General features: G+C 70.0%; 17 protein-coding genes. 6 read left to right on the top strand and 11 right to left on the bottom strand.

Features of this window, described 5'->3' with window-relative positions:
- Positions 1-156 precede the first annotated feature (156 nt).
- From ACWBNA_RS28805 to ACWBNA_RS28790, 4 genes are read left to right on the top strand one after another with little or no spacing between them, the layout of a single operon-like run.
- On the top strand, positions 157-1,425 hold the full coding sequence (locus ACWBNA_RS28805) for a glycosyltransferase (protein WP_482707428.1): 1,269 nt from the start codon (positions 157-159) through the stop codon (positions 1,423-1,425).
- Positions 1,422-3,080 (top strand): ArnT family glycosyltransferase, encoded by a 1,659-nt coding sequence (locus ACWBNA_RS28800; RefSeq protein ID WP_482707427.1) that lies wholly within the window; start codon positions 1,422-1,424, stop codon positions 3,078-3,080. Before ACWBNA_RS28805 ends, ACWBNA_RS28800 begins: the two co-directional genes overlap by 4 nt.
- Positions 3,077-4,279, top strand: coding sequence for a glycosyltransferase (locus ACWBNA_RS28795; protein ID WP_482707426.1), 1,203 nt, complete (start codon positions 3,077-3,079; stop codon positions 4,277-4,279). The genes ACWBNA_RS28800 and ACWBNA_RS28795 overlap by 4 nt, the downstream gene beginning before the upstream one ends.
- Positions 4,276-6,681 (top strand): galactose oxidase family protein, encoded by a 2,406-nt coding sequence (locus tag ACWBNA_RS28790; RefSeq protein ID WP_482707425.1) that lies wholly within the window; start codon positions 4,276-4,278, stop codon positions 6,679-6,681. Before ACWBNA_RS28795 ends, ACWBNA_RS28790 begins: the two co-directional genes overlap by 4 nt.
- Here ACWBNA_RS28790 and ACWBNA_RS28785 read toward each other — a convergent pair.
- From ACWBNA_RS28785 to trhA, 5 genes are all read right to left on the bottom strand, one after another.
- A complete protein-coding gene (locus ACWBNA_RS28785; RefSeq protein WP_482707424.1) occupies positions 6,678-7,412 on the bottom strand; it encodes a Mut7-C RNAse domain-containing protein in 735 nt (244 codons plus the stop codon). The genes ACWBNA_RS28790 and ACWBNA_RS28785 overlap by 4 nt on opposite strands.
- A gap of 60 nt (positions 7,413-7,472) precedes the next feature.
- Positions 7,473-7,751 carry a type II toxin-antitoxin system RelE family toxin gene (locus tag ACWBNA_RS28780; RefSeq protein WP_482707423.1) on the bottom strand — a complete coding sequence of 93 codons (279 nt, stop codon included), beginning with the start codon at positions 7,749-7,751 and terminating at the stop codon, positions 7,473-7,475.
- 5 nt (positions 7,752-7,756) lie between these two features.
- Complete coding sequence (locus ACWBNA_RS28775; RefSeq protein WP_482707422.1) at positions 7,757-8,038, bottom strand: type II toxin-antitoxin system Phd/YefM family antitoxin; 282 nt, start codon at positions 8,036-8,038, stop codon at positions 7,757-7,759.
- 33 nt (positions 8,039-8,071) lie between these two features.
- The gene (locus ACWBNA_RS28770) at positions 8,072-8,701 is read right to left on the bottom strand and encodes a TetR/AcrR family transcriptional regulator (RefSeq protein WP_482707421.1); all 630 of its coding nucleotides are present in this window, start codon (positions 8,699-8,701) and stop codon (positions 8,072-8,074) included.
- A 116-nt stretch (positions 8,702-8,817) separates the two neighbouring features.
- Positions 8,818-9,531, bottom strand: a complete 714-nt coding sequence (gene trhA, locus ACWBNA_RS28765) for a PAQR family membrane homeostasis protein TrhA (RefSeq protein ID WP_482707420.1) — start codon at positions 9,529-9,531, stop codon at positions 8,818-8,820.
- A 356-nt stretch (positions 9,532-9,887) separates the two neighbouring features.
- On the opposite strand from trhA, the gene ACWBNA_RS28760 reads away from it, so the two are divergent.
- Positions 9,888-11,711 carry a phosphoenolpyruvate carboxykinase (GTP) gene (locus ACWBNA_RS28760; protein WP_482707419.1) on the top strand — a complete coding sequence of 608 codons (1,824 nt, stop codon included), beginning with the start codon at positions 9,888-9,890 and terminating at the stop codon, positions 11,709-11,711.
- A 193-nt stretch (positions 11,712-11,904) separates the two neighbouring features.
- On the opposite strand, the gene ACWBNA_RS28755 is transcribed toward ACWBNA_RS28760, so the two are convergent.
- The 6 genes from ACWBNA_RS28755 to ACWBNA_RS28730 form a co-directional block, all read right to left on the bottom strand.
- Positions 11,905-12,507, bottom strand: a complete 603-nt coding sequence (locus tag ACWBNA_RS28755) for a hypothetical protein (protein WP_482707418.1) — start codon at positions 12,505-12,507, stop codon at positions 11,905-11,907.
- A complete protein-coding gene (locus tag ACWBNA_RS28750; protein WP_482707417.1) occupies positions 12,494-14,023 on the bottom strand; it encodes a substrate-binding and vWA domain-containing protein in 1,530 nt (509 codons plus the stop codon). Before ACWBNA_RS28750 ends, ACWBNA_RS28755 begins: the two co-directional genes overlap by 14 nt.
- A complete protein-coding gene (locus ACWBNA_RS28745) occupies positions 14,020-15,189 on the bottom strand; it encodes a toxic anion resistance protein (RefSeq protein WP_482707416.1) in 1,170 nt (389 codons plus the stop codon). Before ACWBNA_RS28745 ends, ACWBNA_RS28750 begins: the two co-directional genes overlap by 4 nt.
- Positions 15,186-16,274: a hypothetical protein gene (locus ACWBNA_RS28740; RefSeq protein ID WP_482707415.1), complete on the bottom strand. Its 1,089-nt coding sequence runs from the start codon at positions 16,272-16,274 to the stop codon at positions 15,186-15,188. The genes ACWBNA_RS28745 and ACWBNA_RS28740 overlap by 4 nt, the downstream gene beginning before the upstream one ends.
- A gap of 465 nt (positions 16,275-16,739) precedes the next feature.
- Positions 16,740-17,162: an SCO4983 family protein gene (locus ACWBNA_RS28735; RefSeq protein ID WP_482707414.1), complete on the bottom strand. Its 423-nt coding sequence runs from the start codon at positions 17,160-17,162 to the stop codon at positions 16,740-16,742.
- Between the two features lie 77 nt (positions 17,163-17,239).
- Positions 17,240-18,451: a pyridoxal phosphate-dependent aminotransferase gene (locus tag ACWBNA_RS28730; protein WP_482707413.1), complete on the bottom strand. Its 1,212-nt coding sequence runs from the start codon at positions 18,449-18,451 to the stop codon at positions 17,240-17,242.
- Positions 18,452-18,577: 126 nt separating this feature from the next.
- On the opposite strand from ACWBNA_RS28730, the gene ACWBNA_RS28725 reads away from it, so the two are divergent.
- A complete protein-coding gene (locus tag ACWBNA_RS28725) occupies positions 18,578-19,333 on the top strand; it encodes a hypothetical protein (protein WP_482707412.1) in 756 nt (251 codons plus the stop codon).
- Positions 19,334-19,352: the final 19 nt, after the last annotated feature.

Genomic DNA, 19,352 nt, shown 5'->3' with positions numbered 1-19,352 from the left:
GTTCGGATACATCCCGCTACCGGCGTCACCGTTCCGAAACACGCTATTTATCGGAACAGCTCCCGCGCTTCACAGTTCCCCCCTAATCTCTGCACAGTGACGCGACGGATGGGGTCATCCGTTGCGACAGGGGGTTTTGGGATCTGGGGGGATCTGTTGCTGACGTCTGTCTTCATCGCTGCCGTCTCGCTTGCCTTGTTCTGGATGGCGGCGTTCACCTTGTGGTGGCAGATGCACGCGTGGCGTACGCCCGAAGTGCTCGCCTCCACCCGCTTCCACAGACCGGACGGCGGGGAGAGCCTGTCGTTCTCGCTGCTGCTTCCGGCACGGCACGAGCAGGCCGTGCTCGACCACACCATCCAGCGGCTGCTGGAGTCGAGCCACACCGACTTCGAGATCATCGTGATCGTCGGACACGACGACCCGGAGACCACGGCGGTCGCCTGCGACGCCGCGGAGCGTGACCCACGCGTACGGGTCGTCGTCGACACCCACGAGAAGAAGAACAAGCCGAAGGCCATGAACACGGCGCTGCCGCACTGCCGCGGCGACGTCGTCGGGGTCTTCGACGCCGAGGACCAGGTCCACCCGGAGCTGCTCGCACACGTCGACCACGCCTTCCGGACGACCGGCGCGGACGTCGTCCAGGGCGGTGTCCAGCTGATCAACTTCCACTCCAGCTGGTACAGCCTGCGCAACTGCCTGGAGTACTTCTTCTGGTTCCGCTCCCGGCTGCACCTGCACGCGCAGAAAGGGTTCATCCCGCTCGGCGGCAACACCGTCTTCGTGAAGACGGACGTGCTCCGCGAAGCCGACGGCTGGGACCCCGACTGCCTCGCGGAGGACTGCGACCTGGGCGTGCGCCTGTCCAGCGTCGGCAAGAAGGTCGTCGTCGCCTACGACTCCGACATGGTGACCAAGGAGGAGACCCCCGGCTCGCTGATGTCGCTGCTGAAGCAGCGCACCCGCTGGAACCAGGGCTTCCTCCAGGTGTACCGCAAGAAGGACTGGAAGCAACTGCCGGGATTCGGGCAGCGGTTGCTGGCCCGCTACACCCTCATGACGCCCTTCATGCAGGCCTTCACCGGCATCATCATCCCGCTCAACGTGGCCATCGCGCTCTTCCTCGACGTGCCCGTGAGCATCGCGTTCATCACCTTCCTGCCGGCCGTGACCGCCCTGGTGACCTTCGTCTTCGAGCTGGTCGGGCTGCACGACTTCGGCAAGCAGTACGGGCTTCGCGTCCGCTTCGTCCACTACGTCAAGCTCGTCGTGGGCGGCCCCTTCTACCAAGTGCTCCTCGCCGGGGCCGCCGTCCGCGCCGTCTGGCGTGAGCAGCGCGGCCGCAACGACTGGGAGCTGACCACTCACGTCGGCGCGCACCTCACCCCGTCCGAAGTGACCCGAGAGGACGTCCCTGCGTGACCTCCACCCTCCCCGCGGTGACCACCCCGAAGGTCCCCGCGCAGCGCCGCCCTGCGCCTGAATCCGCTCCGGCCGGCCGGCCGGCTCCACCGAGCCGCCTGCGGTCCTCCCGCTCTGACCTCCTGCTGTGCGGTCTGCTCCTCGTGGCGATCCTGGTCGTGCAGGGCTGGAACATCGCCGACTACCCGACGCTCAGCGACGACGAGGGCACCTACCTCGCCCAGGCCTGGGCGGTCCAGGAGGGCAAGGGCCTCGCCCACTACACCTACTGGTACGACCATCCGCCGCTCGGCTGGATCCAGTTGGCCCTGCTGACCTGGATACCCTCGATGATCAGCCCCGAGTCGATGACCGTCGGCTCGATGCGCGCGACGATGCTGGTGATCAGCGGCATCAGCGCGGTGCTGGTCTACGTCCTGGGCCGCCGCCTGTCCCTGCCGCGCTGGGCCGCCGGGCTCGGCATGGTCCTGTTCGGGCTCTCGCCGCTCTCCGTCGTCCTCCAGCGCGAGATCTTCCTCGACAACCTCGCGGTGATGTGGACGCTCGTGGCGTTCACCCTCGCCGCCTCCCCGAGCCGTCACCTCTGGCACCACTTCGGGGCGGGGATCGCGGCCGCCACGGCCGTCCTCACCAAGGAGACAATGCTCGTCATCCTGCCCGCGCTCCTGGTCACCATGTGGCGCCACAGCCACCGCGACACCCGGAAGTTCGCGGTCACCGGCGCCATCACCGCCTGCACGCTGATCGGCTTCTCGTACCCCCTCTTCGCCCTCCTCAAGGGCGAGTTGCTGCCCGGCGGCGGACACGTCTCGCTCTGGGACGGCGTCAAGTACCAGATGACCAGGCCGGGTTCGGGCTTCATCCTGGACCAGGGCTCCGGCTCGCACGGCGTCTTCGAGTCCTGGCTCTACTACGACCGTGTCCTGCCCCTGGGCGGCCTCGCCGGCGCCCTCCTGCTGCTGGCCACCTGGCGCTGGTCGGTCACCGCCCGCGCCCTGGCCGGACCGGCCCTGACGGTGGCGATCCTCGCCGCGCTGGCCCTGCGCCCCAACGGCTACCTGCCCGCGATGTACGTCATCCAGGCGCTGCCCTTCCTCGCCCTCGTCCTCGCCGGAGGCACCGCCTCCGTCGCCCACGCCGTGCTGCGCAGATGGCGCGCCGAGGGGGAGAAACGATTGCTCACGGGCGGGCGGTACGCCCTCGCGGCGGTCCTCGCCGTCGCCGCCGGCACCTACGTCGTCCCGAAGTGGTACGACGGCGACCGCACCGCCGTCACCGTCGACGCCAACGCCCCCTACCAGGCCGCCTCGAAGTGGCTGAGCACCGAGGTGGACAACCCCGGGGACACGCGGGTACTCGTCGACGACGCGATGTGGCTGGACCTGGTGCACGCCGGGTACCGGCCCGGGCTCGGCGTCATCTGGTTCTACAAGGCCGACCTCGACCCGGCGGTCACCAAGACGATGCCACACGGCTGGAAGGACATCGACTACGTCGTGGCCTCCCCGACGGTGCGGCGCGACGCGGTCGACCTGCCCAACGTCAAGGCGGCCATCCAGCACTCGAAACCGGTCGCCGTCTTCGGCACCGGTGCGGACCGGATCGAGATCCGGCAGATCCAGACCACCGGCACCGCCGCGGGAGGCGCCCGATGACCCAGGAATCCATCGTCCCCGGAGAACTGGGCGATCCGGCGGTACGGGCCGTCGAGGTGCCCGAGCCGGGCGCCGTGACCATCGTCGTACCGACGTTCAACGAGTCGGCGAACGTACGGGAGTTGCTGCACCAGATCACCCAGTCGGTGCCGTCCAGGCTGCCCTGCGAGGTCGTCTTCGTGGACGACTCCACCGATGACACCCCCGAGGTCATCTACGAGGCCGCGAAGGACTGCCCCTTCCCGGTGACCGTCCTGCACCGCGACGAGCCGGTCGGCGGGCTCGGCGGCGCCGTCGTCGAGGGCATGAAGGCGGCCGGGTCGGACTGGATCGTCGTGATGGACGGCGACTGCCAGCATCCGCCGTCGCTGGTACCGGAGTTGGTCGCCACCGGCGAGCGGGCGAGCGCCGGGCTCGTCGTCGCCTCCCGCTACATCAAGGGCGGCAGCCGCGCCGGACTCGCGGGCAGCTACCGGGTCGCCGTCTCGCGCGCGGCGACCTGGCTGACCAAGTCCCTCTTCCCGCGCAAGCTGCACGGCATCAGCGACCCGATGAGCGGGTTCTTCGCCATCCGGCGCAGCGCGGTCACCGCCGACGTGCTCCAGCCCCTCGGCTACAAGATCCTCCTCGAACTCGCCGTGCGCAGCCGTCCGCGCGGGGTGACCGAGGTCCCGTTCGTCTTCCAGGACCGCTTCGCGGGCGAGTCCAAGTCCAGTGCCCAGGAGGGCTTCCGCTTCCTGCGCCACCTGGTCGGTCTGCGCACCGCCTCGCCGGTCGCCCGCATGGTCGGCTTCGGCCTGATCGGCGCGACCGGGTTCGTGCCGAACCTGCTCGGCCTGTGGGTGCTGACCCTGCTCGGCATGCACTACCTGCCGGCGGAGATCGTCGCCAACCAGCTCGGCGTCGCCTGGAACTTCCTGCTCATCGAGCACCTGTTGTTCCGCGACCGCCGCCGGCACCGGCGGCTGTGGGACCGCGTCGGCCGGTTCGCGCTGCTCGCCAACGCGGACCTGGTGCTGCGGATCCCGCTGATCGCGTTGTTCGTCCACCGGTTCGACATGAGCGCGCTGTCCGCGACCGCTCTCGCCCTGGTGACGACCTTCGTCCTGCGCTTCGTGGGGACTGAAGCGCTGGTCTATCTGCCGCGAAGGGGCCGCGGGGGCCTCGACAGCGGTCGTACCGCAAGGAGAGCCGAGTGAACAGACACCGTAGGAGATCCGCCCTCCTGGCCGTGGCCGGCCTGACGGGGGGCCTTCTTCTCACCTCACCCCAGCCAGCCTCCGCCGCCAACCTCATCAAGAACCCCGGCTTCGAGACCGCCGGCACCGACGGGATGCCGTACTGCTGGGAGAAGTCCGGCTGGGGCGACAACGACTTCACCTTCACCACCACCTCCGACGCCCACTCCGGCTCCAAGGCCATGAAGGTCGAACTGACCCGCCGGGCCAGTGGTGACCGCAAGGCGCTGATCACCGAGTCGGCTCAGTGCGCGCCGGTCGTGACCGCGGGCAAGCAGTACGACCTGGGGCTCTGGTACAAGTCGACCACCCCGGACACGTCCCTCACCCTCTTCCGGCACGACGCGACGGCGGGCTGGCAGTACTGGACCGACCTCAAGACGCTGGAGATGGCGGGCAGCTGGACCCAGGCCTCGGTCCGCACCCCGGAGGTCCCGGCCGGCACGGACCGCATCACCTGGGGCGTCTCCGTCTACGGCACCGGCTCGGCCACCACCGACGACTACACCATGGACCAGGTCGCCGACCCGGTCCCGGACCCGGTGTGCACGGGCACCGCCGAACAGTGTGCCAACGGCCGGTGGGACGTGCTGCCCACGCAGAACCCGGTGCGTTCCATGCACTCCGTCGTCCTCAACAACGGCAAGGTGCTGCTGATCGCGGGCTCCGGCAACAGCGAGGAGCAGTTCAACGCGGGCACCTTCACCTCCGCGGTCTACGACCCGGTGAAGGGCACCTACAAGGTCATCCCCACGCCGAAGGACATGTTCTGCTCCGGGCACGTCCAGCTCCAGGACGGCCGCGTCCTCGTGATGAGCGGCAACAAGGCGTACCCGGTGGCGGGCGGACACGGCTACGAGGGCTACAAGGACTCGTACATCTTCGACCCGGTCACCGAGACGTACAGCAAGACCAACGACATGAACGACGGCCACTGGTACCCGTCGGCGACCGCCCTCGGCAACGGTGACGTCATCTCCTTCGGCGGGCTGAAAGAGGACTCGACCGGCTCGGTGACCGCCGAGTACTGGTCGGACGCCGAGCAGCAGTGGCAGCCGCTGTGGAAGGTCAACCAGACCTGGTCCTACTGGGGCCTGTACCCGTCGATGATCCTGATGCAGGACGGCCGCCTCTTCTACTCGGGCAGCCACGTCTTCGGCAACAACATCCCCGGCACGGGGTCGGCGATCTACGACTACAACGCCAACACCGTCACCCAGATCCCGGGCCTGCAGAACAAGGACCAGCGCGACCAGTCGGCCAGCGTGCTGCTGCCTCCGGCGCAGGACCAGAAGGTCCTCACCCTCGGGGGCGGCAACATCGACTCCAACCCGGACGCCAACCGGCTGACCGACGTCATCGACCTCAAGTCCGCCAACCCGGCGTACGTCGCCGGGCCGCCGCTGCCGCAGGGCACGGTCGACCTCGGCAACGGCAAGGTGGCCGAGACCGGCAACCAGGGCAAGATGTACGTCTCCGCCGTACTGCTGCCCGACGGCAAGGTGCTGGAGACGGGCGGCGCGCTGCACAACCGGGCCGACCCGGTCTTCGAGTCGTCGATCTACGACCCGGCGTCGAACACCTTCGACCCGGTGGCGGCAGACCCGCAGGCGCGCGGCTACCACTCGTCCTCGTTCCTGCTGCCCGACGGCCGGGTGATGTCGACCGGCGACAACCCGGGCAACGGCACCTGGAACCACAACGTGTCGATCTACACCCCGCCCTACCTGCTCAAGGGCACGCGTCCGACGATCACGTCGGTGATCGACACCGAGTGGAACTACGGCGACACCCAGCGGATCACCGTCGACCGGCCCATCGCCAAGGCCGAGCTGATCCGCCCGGCAGCCGTCACCCACTCCTCGGACCCGAACCAGCGGTTCGTGGACCTGCCGCTGTCGGTGGACGGCAACAACGTCGACCTGAACGTGACGAGCAACCCCAACATGGCCCCGCCCGGCTGGTACATGCTCTTCGCGGTCGACGCCAACGGTGTGCCGTCGGTGGCCAAGTGGGTGCACCTCCAGGGCCCGTCGGCCCTGAGCGCCACCGACGCCTCGGCGCACGTCCACTCCTTCGCCGACTCCCTGGAGGGCACGGTCCAGAAGCCCGGCAAGAAGAGGACCTCGCAGAAGGTCAGCCCCACCGTCTCCGGCTGCGACCCGCACTACGGCTCCATCAACGTCTGCGTGCCGACCGCGTTCCCGGACGAGGTCAAGACCACGACGGCGGCCCGCTGTGCCTGGCTGAAGACGAATGACTACGGCCGTCTGAAAGTCAACGGCAAGGACGACCCGCTCCGGCTCGACCGGAACAAGGACGGGATCGCCTGCGGAAAGGCCGACGTGAGGAAGAAGAACTAGCGGTCGCCCGCGAACTCCTCCAGGGCGCGCTCCACGATGGCCTCCAGCTGCTCGTGGTGCGCGCCCTTCCAGTACGCCCGCCCGCACTCCCGGCACTGCGCGAAGACGTCGTACGACCGCTGCGTCCCGCCCTCCAACCGGTCCGCCACCTCCTCCTTGGTGGCCTCCCTCAGCAGGCCGTTGCAGGCGGTGCACCGGGTCCACGGACGCAGTTCCGGGCGGAACCGGTCGAGGACGTCCCGTAGCTGGTCCTCGGGGCGGGTGCTGTAGACGAACGCCCCCGCCCACAGCTCGCGTCGGCGCAGCAGGCCCCGGTCCCGGCTGAGCATGACCCGGCGCTCCACCGCCGAGCGGGTGGCCAGGGCCGGGTCGCCGATGTCCGTCGACTCGTAGGCCGTGTCCACGCCGAGCAGGCGCAGCCGGCGGGCGAGGGTGCCGAGGTGGACGTCGAGGAGGAAGCGCAGCGGAGCGCCGGGAACCTGCTGGGGACGCTGGACGGGGCGTACCCGCACCGACTCGCCCGTCGCCGGGATGTGAGACACCGGGACCTCGCGGCCGTCCACGACCAGGGCGCCGACCTCGGTCAGCGGGACGCCGAGGGACTCCACGACATGGCCGAGGGTGGAGACGCCGTCGGTGGCTACCGGGGTGGCACCGGACCGCCGTCCCTGCGGGACGAAGAGGGTCAGTTCGGGGGCGAATTCGACGTGGATCTCCGGCGCTGCGCTCACCGGGTCAGGATGTCACGGCCGCGGGCGCCGGCCTCAGGGGTTTTCCCGGGGAGGCCGTGCTCACAGGCCGCGGTACACCTCGCGTCGATGGGCGACCGCGAGCACCCATACGAAGAGGCGGCCGTCCTCGACGGTGTAGACGACTCGGTAGTCCCCGACCCGCAGGCGCCAGCGGGCGTTGTGCCCTTGGAGCGCCTTGATGTCGAAGGCGGCCGTGTCCTTGGCGTCCAGCGCCCTCTGTAGCTCGGTGAGCCGGTAGAGAATGCGCACGGCGTCGGGGCGGGGGATCTTGAGCATGTCCCGCTGGGCGTGCGGCGTGAACCGCGTGACGTACCCCATCGGGATCAGGGACGGGCGGTGCGGAGCGCGGCGGCCATCTCGTCGAGGGAGACCGACCCTTCTGACCCCTCCGACTCCGCGTCGTCGGCCAACCGGTTCAGCCAGGCGTCCTCGGCCTGTTCCGCGAGCTCACGCAGACGGCGGTACTCGTCGATGTCGAGGACGACGGCCTCCTGCCTGCCCCGCCGGGTGATGATCGTGGGGGTCTCGTCCCTGTGGGCGCGGTCTATGACATCCGCCAGGTGCCTGCGGACGTCGGCCATGGGTGCGATCACCGGTTCAGTCATGTTACCAATGTATCAGGTGTACATCCGTGGCTCTCAGGACTTCTCCCGGGTGAGGCCGTGTTCGAGGACGTCCAGGGCGCGGTCGAGGAGTTCGCGCAGGTCGTCCCGGAAGTCGTTCTCGGCCCAGTACAGGGAGATCTCCGCGAGGCCGCCGATCAGGGACATCGTGTAGACCCGCACCTCCAGGCCGTCCTCCGCGCGGCCGGTGCGGGCGGCGACGGCCGCGGCGAGCAGCCTGCCGGTGACGGACATGCTCTCCATCATCCGGGAGCGCACCGCGGGCACCTGGACCATCAGGTGTGACCGCAGCCGGGTGACCTCGGGCTCCTCGGCCGCCCCGAGAGCGATGGCCTTGCGCATGACGTACCGCAGGGAGTCCGGCCACGGCTCGTCGGCCGGCCGGGCCCGCAGTTCCTCCAGGAGGATCGCGTCGTACTCGTCCGTGAGGATGATGTCCTCCTTCGTGGGGAAGTAGCGGAAGACCGTGGACGGCGACACCTCGGCGCGCTCGGCGATCTGCTCGATCGTCGTGGCGTCGTACCCCTGCTCGTCGATCAGCGCGTACGTCGCGCCGCGGATCGCCGCCCGGGTCTTGATCTTCTTCCGCTCGCGAAGTCCCAGCTGGGGACGGTCGGTGGGGGAAGAGGTGCGTGCGGGCGTCATGAGGGTCATTGTCGGTCATCGGCGGCAGCGCCGTCCAAATGAGAGTGACTCTCAAAATGGGCACGCAAAAGCGGCCACGGCTGACGAGCCGTGGCCGCTGTCTCCGGTCGGAAGGGCTAGCCGTGCTGGAACGCCACCATCGAGATGCCGACGTAGTGCGCGATGAACGCCGCCAGGGTCAGGGAGTGGAACACCTCGTGGAAGCCGAACCAGCGCGGTGACGGGTTCGGCTTCTTGATGCCGTAGATCACTCCGCCCGCGCTGTAGAGCAGGCCGCCCACGACCACCAGGACGAGGACCGCGATGCCGCCGCTGCGCATGAAGTCGGGCAGGAAGAAGACGGCCGCCCAGCCCATCGCGATGTAGCAGGGCGTGTAGAGCCAGCGGGGGGCGCCGACCCAGAAGACGCGGAAGGCGATGCCCGCCGCGGCCGCCGCCCAGATGCTCCACAGCAGCCACTGGCCCTTGGCGCCCGGCAGCAGCAGCATCGTCAGCGGGGTGTAGGTGCCGGCGATGATCAGGAAGATGTTGGCGTGATCCAGCCGGCGCAGGATCCCGTCCATGCGCGGGCTCCAGTCGCCCCGGTGGTACAGCGCGCTCACGCCGAAGAGCAGGCAGGCCGTCAGCGCGAAGATCCCGCAGGCGAGGCGGCCTCTGGGGGAGTCGGCGAGGGCGGTGAGCACCAGGCCCGCGATGAGTACGGCCGGAAACATACCCAGGTGCAGCCAACCACGGAGTTTGGGCTTGACCGGGTGCGGCAGGGAAGTCGCGACGGGACCGCGGCCTGCGGCCGGGGTGTCCGAGGTCGCGTCGGGGACGGACGCAGTCATACGAGGCATCGTACCTACGGAACCGTAAGTTGCGGGTCAGGGCGACCCGTTGGTCGGCCCGGAGTGGCCATCGTCTCACGGAGGTTTGGCGCACCTCCCGCCGATCTCGCTCCGGTGGCGGACTTCCAAGGGACCTTCAGCTGAATCCCATGTGGACGCAAAACGCGAATTTTACACGTGGCGATCCTCACTCCGCTCATCTGTACGCCCCTCTGGACAGATGGGCGAACTCGTCGGATGATCAAATGAGTGCGGTCGACACCGGATGAGCGCCAGAGGGAATCGACGCTGCGAAGCATCCGGGTCGCGGCCCCCACGGGGCAACTAAGGACAAAATCCCTCATTTAGGAGCAATCGTGGCGCGCGACATCGCGGCTCCCCCCGTCATCCCCACCACCCACAAGGAACTCGTCTCGTGGGTGAACGAGATCGCAGAACTGACCCAGCCGGACAACGTGGTCTGGTGTGACGGATCCGAGGCCGAGTACGAGCGCCTGTGCGAGGAGCTCGTCGCGAAGGGCACCTTCAAGAAACTCGACCCGATCAAGCGCCCCAACTCGTACTACGCGGCCTCCGACCCGACTGACGTCGCCCGCGTCGAGGACCGCACCTTCATCTGCTCCGAGCAGGAGAAGGACGCCGGCCCCACGAACCACTGGAAGGCCCCCGCCGAGATGCGGGAGATCTTCGCCGGTGAGAAGGGCGTCTTCCGCGGCTCGATGAAGGGCCGGACGATGTACGTCGTCCCGTTCTGCATGGGCCCCCTCGGCTCGGACCTCTCGGCGATCGGCGTCGAGATCACCGACTCCGCCTACGTCGCCGTGTCCATGCGCACCATGACCCGCATGGGCCAGGCGGTCCTGGACGAGCTCGGCACCGACGGCTTCTTCGTGCGTGCCGTGCACACGCTCGGAGCGCCGCTGGCCGAGGGCGAGGCGGACGTGCCGTGGCCGTGCAACTCCACGAAGTACATATCCCACTTCCCGGAGTCCCGCGAGATCTGGTCCTACGGCTCCGGCTACGGCGGCAACGCCCTGCTCGGCAAGAAGTGCTACGCCCTGCGCATCGCCTCCGTCATGGCCCGCGACGAGGGCTGGCTCGCCGAGCACATGCTCATCCTCAAGCTGACCCCGCCGCAGGGCGAGTCGAAGTACGTCGCCGCCGCCTTCCCGAGCGCCTGCGGCAAGACCAACCTCGCCATGCTGGAGCCCACGGTGTCCGGCTGGACCGTGGAGACCATCGGCGACGACATCGCCTGGATGCGCTTCGGCGAGGACGGCCGCCTGTACGCCATCAACCCCGAGGCCGGCTTCTTCGGCGTCGCGCCCGGCACCGGTGAGCACACCAACGCCAACGCGATGAAGACCCTGTGGGGCAACTCGGTCTTCACCAACGTCGCCCTCACCGACGACAACGACATCTGGTGGGAGGGCATGACGGAGGAGACTCCGGCCCACCTCACCGACTGGAAGGGCAACGACTGGACGCCGGCGTCCGAGACCCCGGCCGCCCACCCCAACGCCCGCTTCACCACCCCCGCCTCACAGTGCCCGATCATCGCGCCCGAGTGGGAGGACCCCAAGGGCGTGCCGATCTCGGCGATCCTCTTCGGCGGGCGCCGCGCCACCGCCGTACCGCTGGTGACGGAGTCCTTCGACTGGAACCACGGCGTCTTCCTCGGCGCCAACGTGGCCTCCGAGAAGACCGCCGCCGCCGAGGGCAAGGTCGGCGAGCTGCGCCGCGACCCCTTCGCCATGCTGCCGTTCTGCGGCTACAACATGGGCGACTACATGGGCCACTGGGTCGACGTCGCCAAGGGCAAGGACCAGTCGAAGCTCCCGAAGATCTACTACGTCAACTGGTTCCGCAAGAACGACGAGGGCAAGTTCGTCTGGCCCGGCTTCGGCGAGAACTCCCGTGTCCTGAAGTGGATCGTGGAGCGCCTGGAGGGCAAGGCCGAGGGCGTCGAGACCCCGATCGGCATCCTGCCGGCCAAGGGAGCCCTGGACACCAACGGTCTCGACCTGTCCGAGTCCGACCTCGACTTCCTCCTCACCGTCGACAAGGAGGTCTGGCGCGAGGAGGCCGCCCTGGTCCCCGAGCACCTGAACACCTTCGGTGAGCACACGCCCAAGGAACTGTGGGACGAGTACCGCGCACTGGTGCAGCGCCTGGGCTGAGCCGGCCCTCCCGAGCCACCGCGGCCGGCTCGATCGTGCCCTGACCAGCAACATCGTCACGGCCGGCCGCGGTGACAGCACCTTCGCGCAACCCCGTACCGGCGAGGTTCCGCACAACGACGTGTGGGGCCCTGGGCCTGTCGTCGCTCTTCCGTCCGCCTCGACGGAAGAGCGACGGCCGGCCCTCGCCCATTCACCGCGACCGGTCCTCCAGATACCGGGTGTGCGACTCCTGCCGCCGGGCCTCCGTCTCCCGCAGGTCCGCGGCCAGCCGCTCGGCCTCCTCGTGCAGCAGCGTCAACTGCCGCTCCAGATGCCGTTCCGGTGACTCCTGGCCCGGCGCCAGCCGCGTCCACCACCGGGTCCGTACGAACGTGTCGACGGCCTCGGGAACGTCCTGGCGTACGGTCCGCGACAGCGTGTGCACGCCCTCCGGGTCCTGGGCGAGCACCTCGGCTACCCAGCCGGGGTCCAGCAGCGCGGCCAGCAGCTCCGTCAGTTCGGTGAGCCGGCCCGCGGCGGCGGGCGGCAGCTCGACGTCCGCGAGATAGGACACCAGCCGGTCGAAGTCGGTCCGCACCTCCTCCAGCTGGGCCGACGGGTCCGGGAAGTCCGGCAGCGGCGGCCGCTCGGGCGGCGCGATCAGGGCCCCGGCGCCGTACAGACCCACCACGACCACGGGCCAGTACGGGCCCGCGACCCCGGCGAAGGTCAGCGCCAGCCCCGCGAGACCGCAGGCGCTCCCGGCGATGTTCTTGCGGGACTCGAGGTAGCCGAGCAGGTCATTGGTAGCCACGGATCTCCTCGAAGGCGCCGTCCAGCGAGCCCTGCCGGGCGTCGAAGAGGCGGCCGCCGGTCAGCTCGGCGATGTGTTCCAGTTCGGAGCGGTCGGAGTCGCCGAAGAGGATGGGGAAGACGGGCGTCTCCCGCTGTGCGGCGCCGAGCCCGGCGTAGAAGTCGTCGAACTCCGCCGCCTTCGCGCCCGCCGTGTTCTCGCCGTCCGTCATCAGCACGACGGACGTGAAGGTGTCCCGTCCGGCGTCGAGATGTTCGTACGCCTTCTCCAGCGACGTGTAGATCGCGGTGTCGCCCTCGGCGGTGAGCGCCTCGGTGTCCTCGCGGATGGCGTCGAGACCGGCCCGCGGGTCCGCCGGGTCCACCACATGCGTGCGTACGCTCTTCACCCGCGACCCGAACGGCATCAGCGTGACCTCCTCGCGGTCCCGGAAGTCGCCGGTGAGGTCGGTGAGCGCGTCCTTGAGCCCTGCCAGCCGCTCGCCCTCCATCGAGCCCGAGGTGTCGAGGACGTAGACGGTCCTGGACGGGCGGCGCAGCTCGTTCTCGTACGAGTCGAGCAGGCCGTCGGCGACGGAACGGCTGCCGGGGAACGGCAGCTCACGCCGCCGGGCGGGATCGAGGCCGGGCGCGGGCGGCACGGCGGCGACGACCGGGCGGCGGTGGGTGCGCTCGGTGATCTCGCGCTGGATCTTTGGCGTGCGCAGGGCCTCGGCCAGCCGGCGGACGTCCTCGCGGGTGCCGGCGTCGGTCGCCGCGAGGGAGGAGAGCGGGTAATCGGCGGTGACGACCCCGTCGCGGGGGCGGATCACGGTGAGGCCCGGGATGCCCTTGAGGACGGACTCGTAGTTGAGCAGGGCGTCCACGGTCCCGCGCCGCTCGTACGCCGTCGCCAGCCAGCCCGACGACCCCGACGTCAGCTTCTGCCCCTGGAAGAACTCCTTCAGCCGGGGCGTGGCCTTCGAGACATCGGCGTCCGTGAGCGCGGACTGGGCGCCGGAGAGCGCGGAGGCCACGGAGACCAGCGTGGCGAAACCGGAGTGGGAGCGGGCCGGATCGGTCATGCCGTACGTCAGCTTCCCGTCCCGGACAGCCTGCTCGACCTGGGTCCAGGTGACGTCGTCCGGCTTCCAGCCGAGCGCCCGGACGGTCGCCGGCTTCACGCCCACGGCGACCGGGCTCGACATGACCGGCGTCTCGGACACGACCTTCTTCGCCGCGTCGGGACGCAGGCGCAGGTAGTCGTTGGACGACAGCCACAGGGCGTCGTACCTCCCGTCCGCCTTGCCCTGCGCCAGCAGTTCCACGGCGTCCAGAGTGCCCAGGTAGGTGGGCCGGACCCTGATCCCGGTGTCCTTCTCGACCCGGTCGAGGACCGGGGCCATGTCGGCGATCTCGCTGGAGGCGAGGACGCGCAGGGTGCCGGGTTCGGGGGCGCCCGTGTCGTCCCCCTCCGGGGCCGCGGTGCAGCCCGTCAGGAGGGCCACCGCGAGGAAGGCGGTGAGTCGTCGTCTCATGTGAGCCCGCCGTCCAGCGCACCCTGCGACCGGCTGCGCTCCAGATAATCGCTCGCGTGCTGGAGTTCCGAGGTCAGGGACTCCACGGTCGCCGCCATCGCCTCGGTCGCCCGGACCTTGTAGGTGTCGATCGCGTCGAGGGTCCGGTAGATCTGCTGGAAGGCGGTGCGCAGGGTCTCGGCCCCCACTGCCGGGTCCGCGGCGATCCGCTGGATCTCGCCGCTCTGCGTGGCGAGCATCTCCGCGTTGCCCCGGATGAGGTCCTCGGTCGTCCCGCGCAGGGCGTTGACCTGGTCGACGACCTTCTTCTGGTGGTCGAGCGCGGAGGCCAGCATCACGGAGATGCGCAGGGCGGCGACCGTGGTCGTGGCCGCCCGGTCGACGCCCTTGACCAGCTCCTCGTTGTTGCGTCGTACGACGTCCATGGCGAGGTAGCCCTGCGCGCACACCGCGAGCTGGGTGAGCAGGTCCTGGTGCTTCTGCCGGACCGGGAAGAGCACGTCGGCACGGAGACTGTCGGCCTGCTGCGGATCGGTCGCCTCCACGCCGGCGATGTGCTGCTCGACGGCTGCGTCCAGGGCCTCGGTCAGCACGACGTACTCCTGGAGCTTGCCCATGGTCTCCCACAGGCGGACCCGCTCGGTCTGCAGCGCGGCGTTGTCACGCCTCAGTTCGTCCTGCCCGCCGCGCAGCGCACCCACGATCGTGTTCAGGGTGCCCTGCGCGGAGGCGTACTTGGCGACGTGATCACGCAGCTTGTTGCCGCCGGGCAGCCGGGACAGGAACTTCCGCCCCTTGGCCGCGGGCAGGTCCCGCGGGTCCAGGTCCTCGACGACCCGCCGCAGTTCGACGAGCGAACCCGCCACCCGCGACTGCGCGTCCCCGCCCTTGGCGGGCAGGCTCCGCACGGTCCGCTCCAGCATGCGGTTGGACTGCGCGGCGGCACTGCGCATCTCGCCGGCGCCGAGCGCGGTGATCTCCCCGACCTTGCCGGCGAACTCGGGGGAGCGGGCGTCGAGGGCGGCGAGACCCTCGACATACGCGGCGGCCTTCTCGGCCATGCCGGTCCGGACGCTGTCGTCGACGGGGACGAGCCCGCCGGCCTTCTCCCGGGGCACGGGCGTGACCACCTCGGGCGGGGTGAGGGTGAAGGTGTCGTCGGTCATGTGCCGTCCCCCTGTCCGCTCGCCCGGCGCGCCATCGCGTGCAGCACCTCGGAGGTGGGCACGGGCGCCTGCCGGATCCCGGTCAGTGTCTGGTTGAGGTAGGCGGCGTGGGCGGCCGTGGCCTTCGTGAACTCGGCGGTCGTGCCCTGCGGCCGGAACCCGTGCCGGACAGCCAGCTCGCGCAACGCCGGGTCGTCGGCGAGGAGTTCGCCGAGTGCGCGGCCGTTCTCCGTGAGCGGTACGACGGTGTGGTCGCTGTTGGCGGTGGTGTCCGGGTAGAGGACGGTCAGGTCGTCGACGCCCCGCCCCTCGCCCAGCAGCGCGGCGACCTGCGACTCGTAGACCAGTACCAGCGGGTTGCCGGCACCGCTGACGAAGTCCCGGAAGGCCGCGTCCGTGCTGGACTGCTGGGCGCCCTGCACGCTGACCAGCTTGCGCATCAGGGGCGCGGTCCGGGCGACGTCGGCGTCACTCGCGGCCACCTTGCCGCCGGCGGCGGCATAGGAGGCGGCGGCGAGGTACAGGGCGCCGGAGCTGGAGGTCTCGGGGGCGGTGGAGGCGACGTAGAGCGTGCCGGTCAGCTCCCCGTACTTCTCGGCGCCCTTGAGCTGCTGCCAGGTCCGGTCGCGCTCGGCGGCGTCGAGATAGGCGGCCATCCTCAGGGTGCCGCGGTTCCTGTCGAGGGCGGCGAGGCCGTTGGCTGCCAGCACCTCGGCGGCGCCACGATGGGCCACGACGATGAGCGGCGAGTAGAAGGGCCGCGGCAGCGGCTGCCTGATCCCGTACTTCGCGGCGAGCTCGGCGGCGGGCGCCTGGCTGGACGGGAAGGCGAGGTCGTAGCCCTTGAGGTCCAAGCCCTCCATGGCCCAGGACCCGGAGGTCTCGGCCTTGACGGTGTAGCCCTTGGCGGCGAGGGCCTTCACCACGTCGGGATCGGCGAAGAACTCCGCCTTCTCCGATCCGATCACTGCGCGCACGGTCTTCGTTGCCGTGCTCCTGTCCTCGATGTCCCGGCCCGCTACGACGGCTGCCACCACGCCGCCGACCAGCAGGACCGCGAGGACGATTCCCACGATTCGTCTCACAGGGGGAGAGTGCTCGCGGAACCCAACATTCCCCGGCGCGGGGGATGAACGGGAGGTGTCATACCTGCCCCGGCACTGCAACGCCCTCAAGGGGCGCGGGGAACTGCGCGACAGGCCACGAATCACCGGCAGCCGCAAGACAACGCGAACCAGCGGGCACTGCAACGCCCTCAAGAGGCGCGGGGAACTGCGCGACAAGCCACGACGCGAACCAGCGGGAGATGTCATTCCTGCCCGGGCACTGCAACGCCCCCAAGGGGCGCGGGGAACTGCGCGACAAGCCACGAATCACCGGCAGCCGCAAGACAACGGGGACCCCTACGGCGAAGCGCACCGCATCCAACCGGCACTTCGCAACCGGCGACAACAAAAAACCCCGCTCAAGCCAACGCAGTGCCATGGCACCCGGTCCGCGCGTCGCTGCGGGTGCACGCGGACCGGGGCCGTTTCGGGGAGCCGTACGGCTCAGTGGGCGGCGAGCTCGCGCGGCTCCAGGGCCGCCGCGTGGGCGTCCATCCGCTCGGCGGACAGGATCGCCGCCGCCGTGTCGGCGCGGGACGCGGCCACCACCAGCGCGCGGCCCGCCAGGGCATGCGCTCGCCGGTGCACGGGCGCGAGGTTGGTGCGGGCGTCGACGTCGGTGAGCGGGGCTCGGGCCGGCGGGCGGCCTCCCCGCAGCCGGGTCACCTGCTCGGCGAGCCGGTCGGCCGCGGTGTCCAGGTCGGCGGACGGCGCGAGCGAGCGCAGCTCGTCCGTCACGGTGAGCAGCGCGGCGAGATGGCCCGCGAGCTGGATGTCCAGCTCTTCCTCACGGGTGTGGTGGGGGAAGTCGGAGGTCGTGCCGGCCATCGTGCTGTGGACCGACTTGGTGCGGATCGGCTCGTACATGGGATGGCCTCCTGTGTTCTCAGGAAACCATCCTAGCTTAGATTCCGTCTAAAGTTGAGCGGACCCCAAAGCCGCTGTCACGGCTGGCCGTATCCGTCCAGGAACCGGCCGATCCGGGTGATCGCGGACCGCAGGTCCGCCACCGTCGGCAGGGTCACCACCCGGAAGTGATCCGGCTCGGGCCAGTTGAAGCCGGTGCCCTGGACGACCATGATCTTCTCCTGCCGGAGCAGGTCCAGGACCATCTGCCGGTCGTCCTTGATCTTGAAGACCTTCGGGTCGAGGCGCGGGAAGAGATACAGCGCCCCCTTCGGCTTCACGCAGCTCACGCCCGGGATCTGTGTCAGCAGCTCGTACGCCAGGTCCCGCTGTTCCCGCAGCCGCCCGCCCGGCAGTACCAGGTCGTTGATGGTCTGCCGCCCGCTGAGCGCGGCGACGACTCCGTGCTGGCCCGGCATGTTCGCGCACAGGCGCATGTTCGCCAGGATCGTCAGACCCTCGATGTAGGAGTCGGCGTGGGCGCGCGGCCCGGAGATCGACATCCAGCCGACCCGGTACCCGGCGACCCGGTACGCCTTCGACATCCCGTTGAAGGTGAGGGTGAGCAGGTCGGGGGCGACCTTGGCGGTCGGGATGTGCGTGGCGTCGTCGTACAGGATCTTGTCGTAGATCTCGTCCGAGCAGACCAGCAGGTTGTGGCGGCGCGCGATGTCGGTGAGCCCTCGCAGCATCGCCTCGTCGTACACGGCCCCCGTCGGGTTGTTCGGGTTGATGATGACGATCGCCTTGGTGCGGTCGGTGACCTTCCGCTCCACGTCCGCGAGGTCGGGCATCCAGTCGGACTGCTCGTCGCACCGGTAGTGCACGGCGGTGCCGCCGGACAGGGAGACGGCCGCGGTCCACAGCGGGTAGTCGGGGGTCGGCACGAGGACCTCGTCCCCGTCGTCCAGCAGGCCCTGCATCGCCATCACGATCAGCTCGGAGACGCCGTTGCCGATGAAGACGTGCTCGACGTCGGTCTCGATGCCGAGGGTCTGGTTGTGCATCACGACCGCCCGGCGCGCGGCCAGCAGGCCCTTGGCGTCGCCGTAGCCGTGTGCCGACGAGACGTTGCGGAGGATGTCCTCCAGGATCTCGGGCGGGCACTCGAAGCCGAACGCGGCCGGGTTTCCGGTGTTCAGCTTGAGGATGCGGTGCCCTGCCGCTTCCAGGCGCATCGCCTCCTCGAGAACCGGGCCCCGGATCTCGTAACAGACGTTGGCGAGCTTGGTCGACTGGATCACCTGCATGTCTGGGAGCTTACGGCCCGGTAACGCTCTCCGCGTCGTGTTTTCCGCCACGTGAGACGCGGCGGTTTGGGTGGGTATCGCCGACGGCTGTCCCAGCGACCCCTCCCGTCCCTACAATGCGCGCCCATGTCCAGGCCACCTCAGTACGAGAACGAGGCGTACGGCGCCGACGGCGCGCCGGGCGCCCACGGCACGGGTGCGGTCGGCGCGCCGCCGGAGGTGCCGAGCGTGTATCTCCCGCAGGTCGGGTCGACGCCCCCGTACGAGGAGTACGTCGACCCGGCCGCCGCGCACGGCTGGCAGAACGCCTACGACCAGACGGCTGAACTGCCTCCGGTGGCCGACGCCTGGCCGGTGGCGGTCGGCGCGCCGCCGGCCGGAGCCGAGCTGGTGCCGGTCCGCAGTCCCGGACCGGGGCACCGCCGGTCACGGCGGAAGCCGAGCCGGTGGCGCTCGCGTCGGGTGGTGGTCGCCGCCGGTGCGGCGGGGGCGGTGTCCGCGGTGGCCCTGATCGCCGGGTTCTCGTTCTCGGGTTCCTCCTCGGACGGACCGCAGGGTACGGAGGGTGGCACGCGGTCGGCGCCGGACGAGGCCACCGGGCCGGGGGGCTCGTCCTCCTCGGCCGGGCCCGCGTCCTCCGGTTCCCCGGACACCTCGGGGCCTGGCGGTCCGGCGCCCGGCGAGGCGGCGGCCTCGGTGGACACCTCGGGGCCCGGCGCCTCCCCGGACGAGAAGCAGTCCGGCGAGCCCTCGGCGGGGTCGTCCACGGCCCCGGCCGCCACCCCGTCCCCCACGGCCACCGCCTCGGCGCCCGCGGACACCGCTCCGGGCAACTCCGAACGCAAGGGGCGGGGACCGGGAGGCACGAAGGCGCCCAAGTAGGGGGAAAGCCAAGGAGGTG

Source organism: Streptomyces sp. Q2 (genome assembly GCF_056820935.1).
The sequence above is the reverse complement of the archived record's forward strand: the minus strand, read 5'-3'. Positions and strand labels throughout refer to the sequence as shown.

Coding starts and splice junctions, on each gene's coding strand:
- ACWBNA_RS28795 (WP_482707426.1), top strand. CDS start 3,077: ATGACCCAGGAATCCATCGTCCCCGGAGAACTGGGCGATCCGGCGGTA.
- ACWBNA_RS28780 (WP_482707423.1), bottom strand. CDS start 7,751: ATGGGGTACGTCACGCGGTTCACGCCGCACGCCCAGCGGGACATGCTC.
- ACWBNA_RS28775 (WP_482707422.1), bottom strand. CDS start 8,038: ATGACTGAACCGGTGATCGCACCCATGGCCGACGTCCGCAGGCACCTG.
- ACWBNA_RS28770 (WP_482707421.1), bottom strand. CDS start 8,701: ATGACGCCCGCACGCACCTCTTCCCCCACCGACCGTCCCCAGCTGGGA.
- trhA (WP_482707420.1), bottom strand. CDS start 9,531: ATGACTGCGTCCGTCCCCGACGCGACCTCGGACACCCCGGCCGCAGGC.
- ACWBNA_RS28750 (WP_482707417.1), bottom strand. CDS start 14,023: ATGAGACGACGACTCACCGCCTTCCTCGCGGTGGCCCTCCTGACGGGC.
- ACWBNA_RS28745 (WP_482707416.1), bottom strand. CDS start 15,189: ATGACCGACGACACCTTCACCCTCACCCCGCCCGAGGTGGTCACGCCC.
- ACWBNA_RS28735 (WP_482707414.1), bottom strand. CDS start 17,162: ATGTACGAGCCGATCCGCACCAAGTCGGTCCACAGCACGATGGCCGGC.
- ACWBNA_RS28730 (WP_482707413.1), bottom strand. CDS start 18,451: ATGCAGGTGATCCAGTCGACCAAGCTCGCCAACGTCTGTTACGAGATC.
- ACWBNA_RS28725 (WP_482707412.1), top strand. CDS start 18,578: ATGTCCAGGCCACCTCAGTACGAGAACGAGGCGTACGGCGCCGACGGC.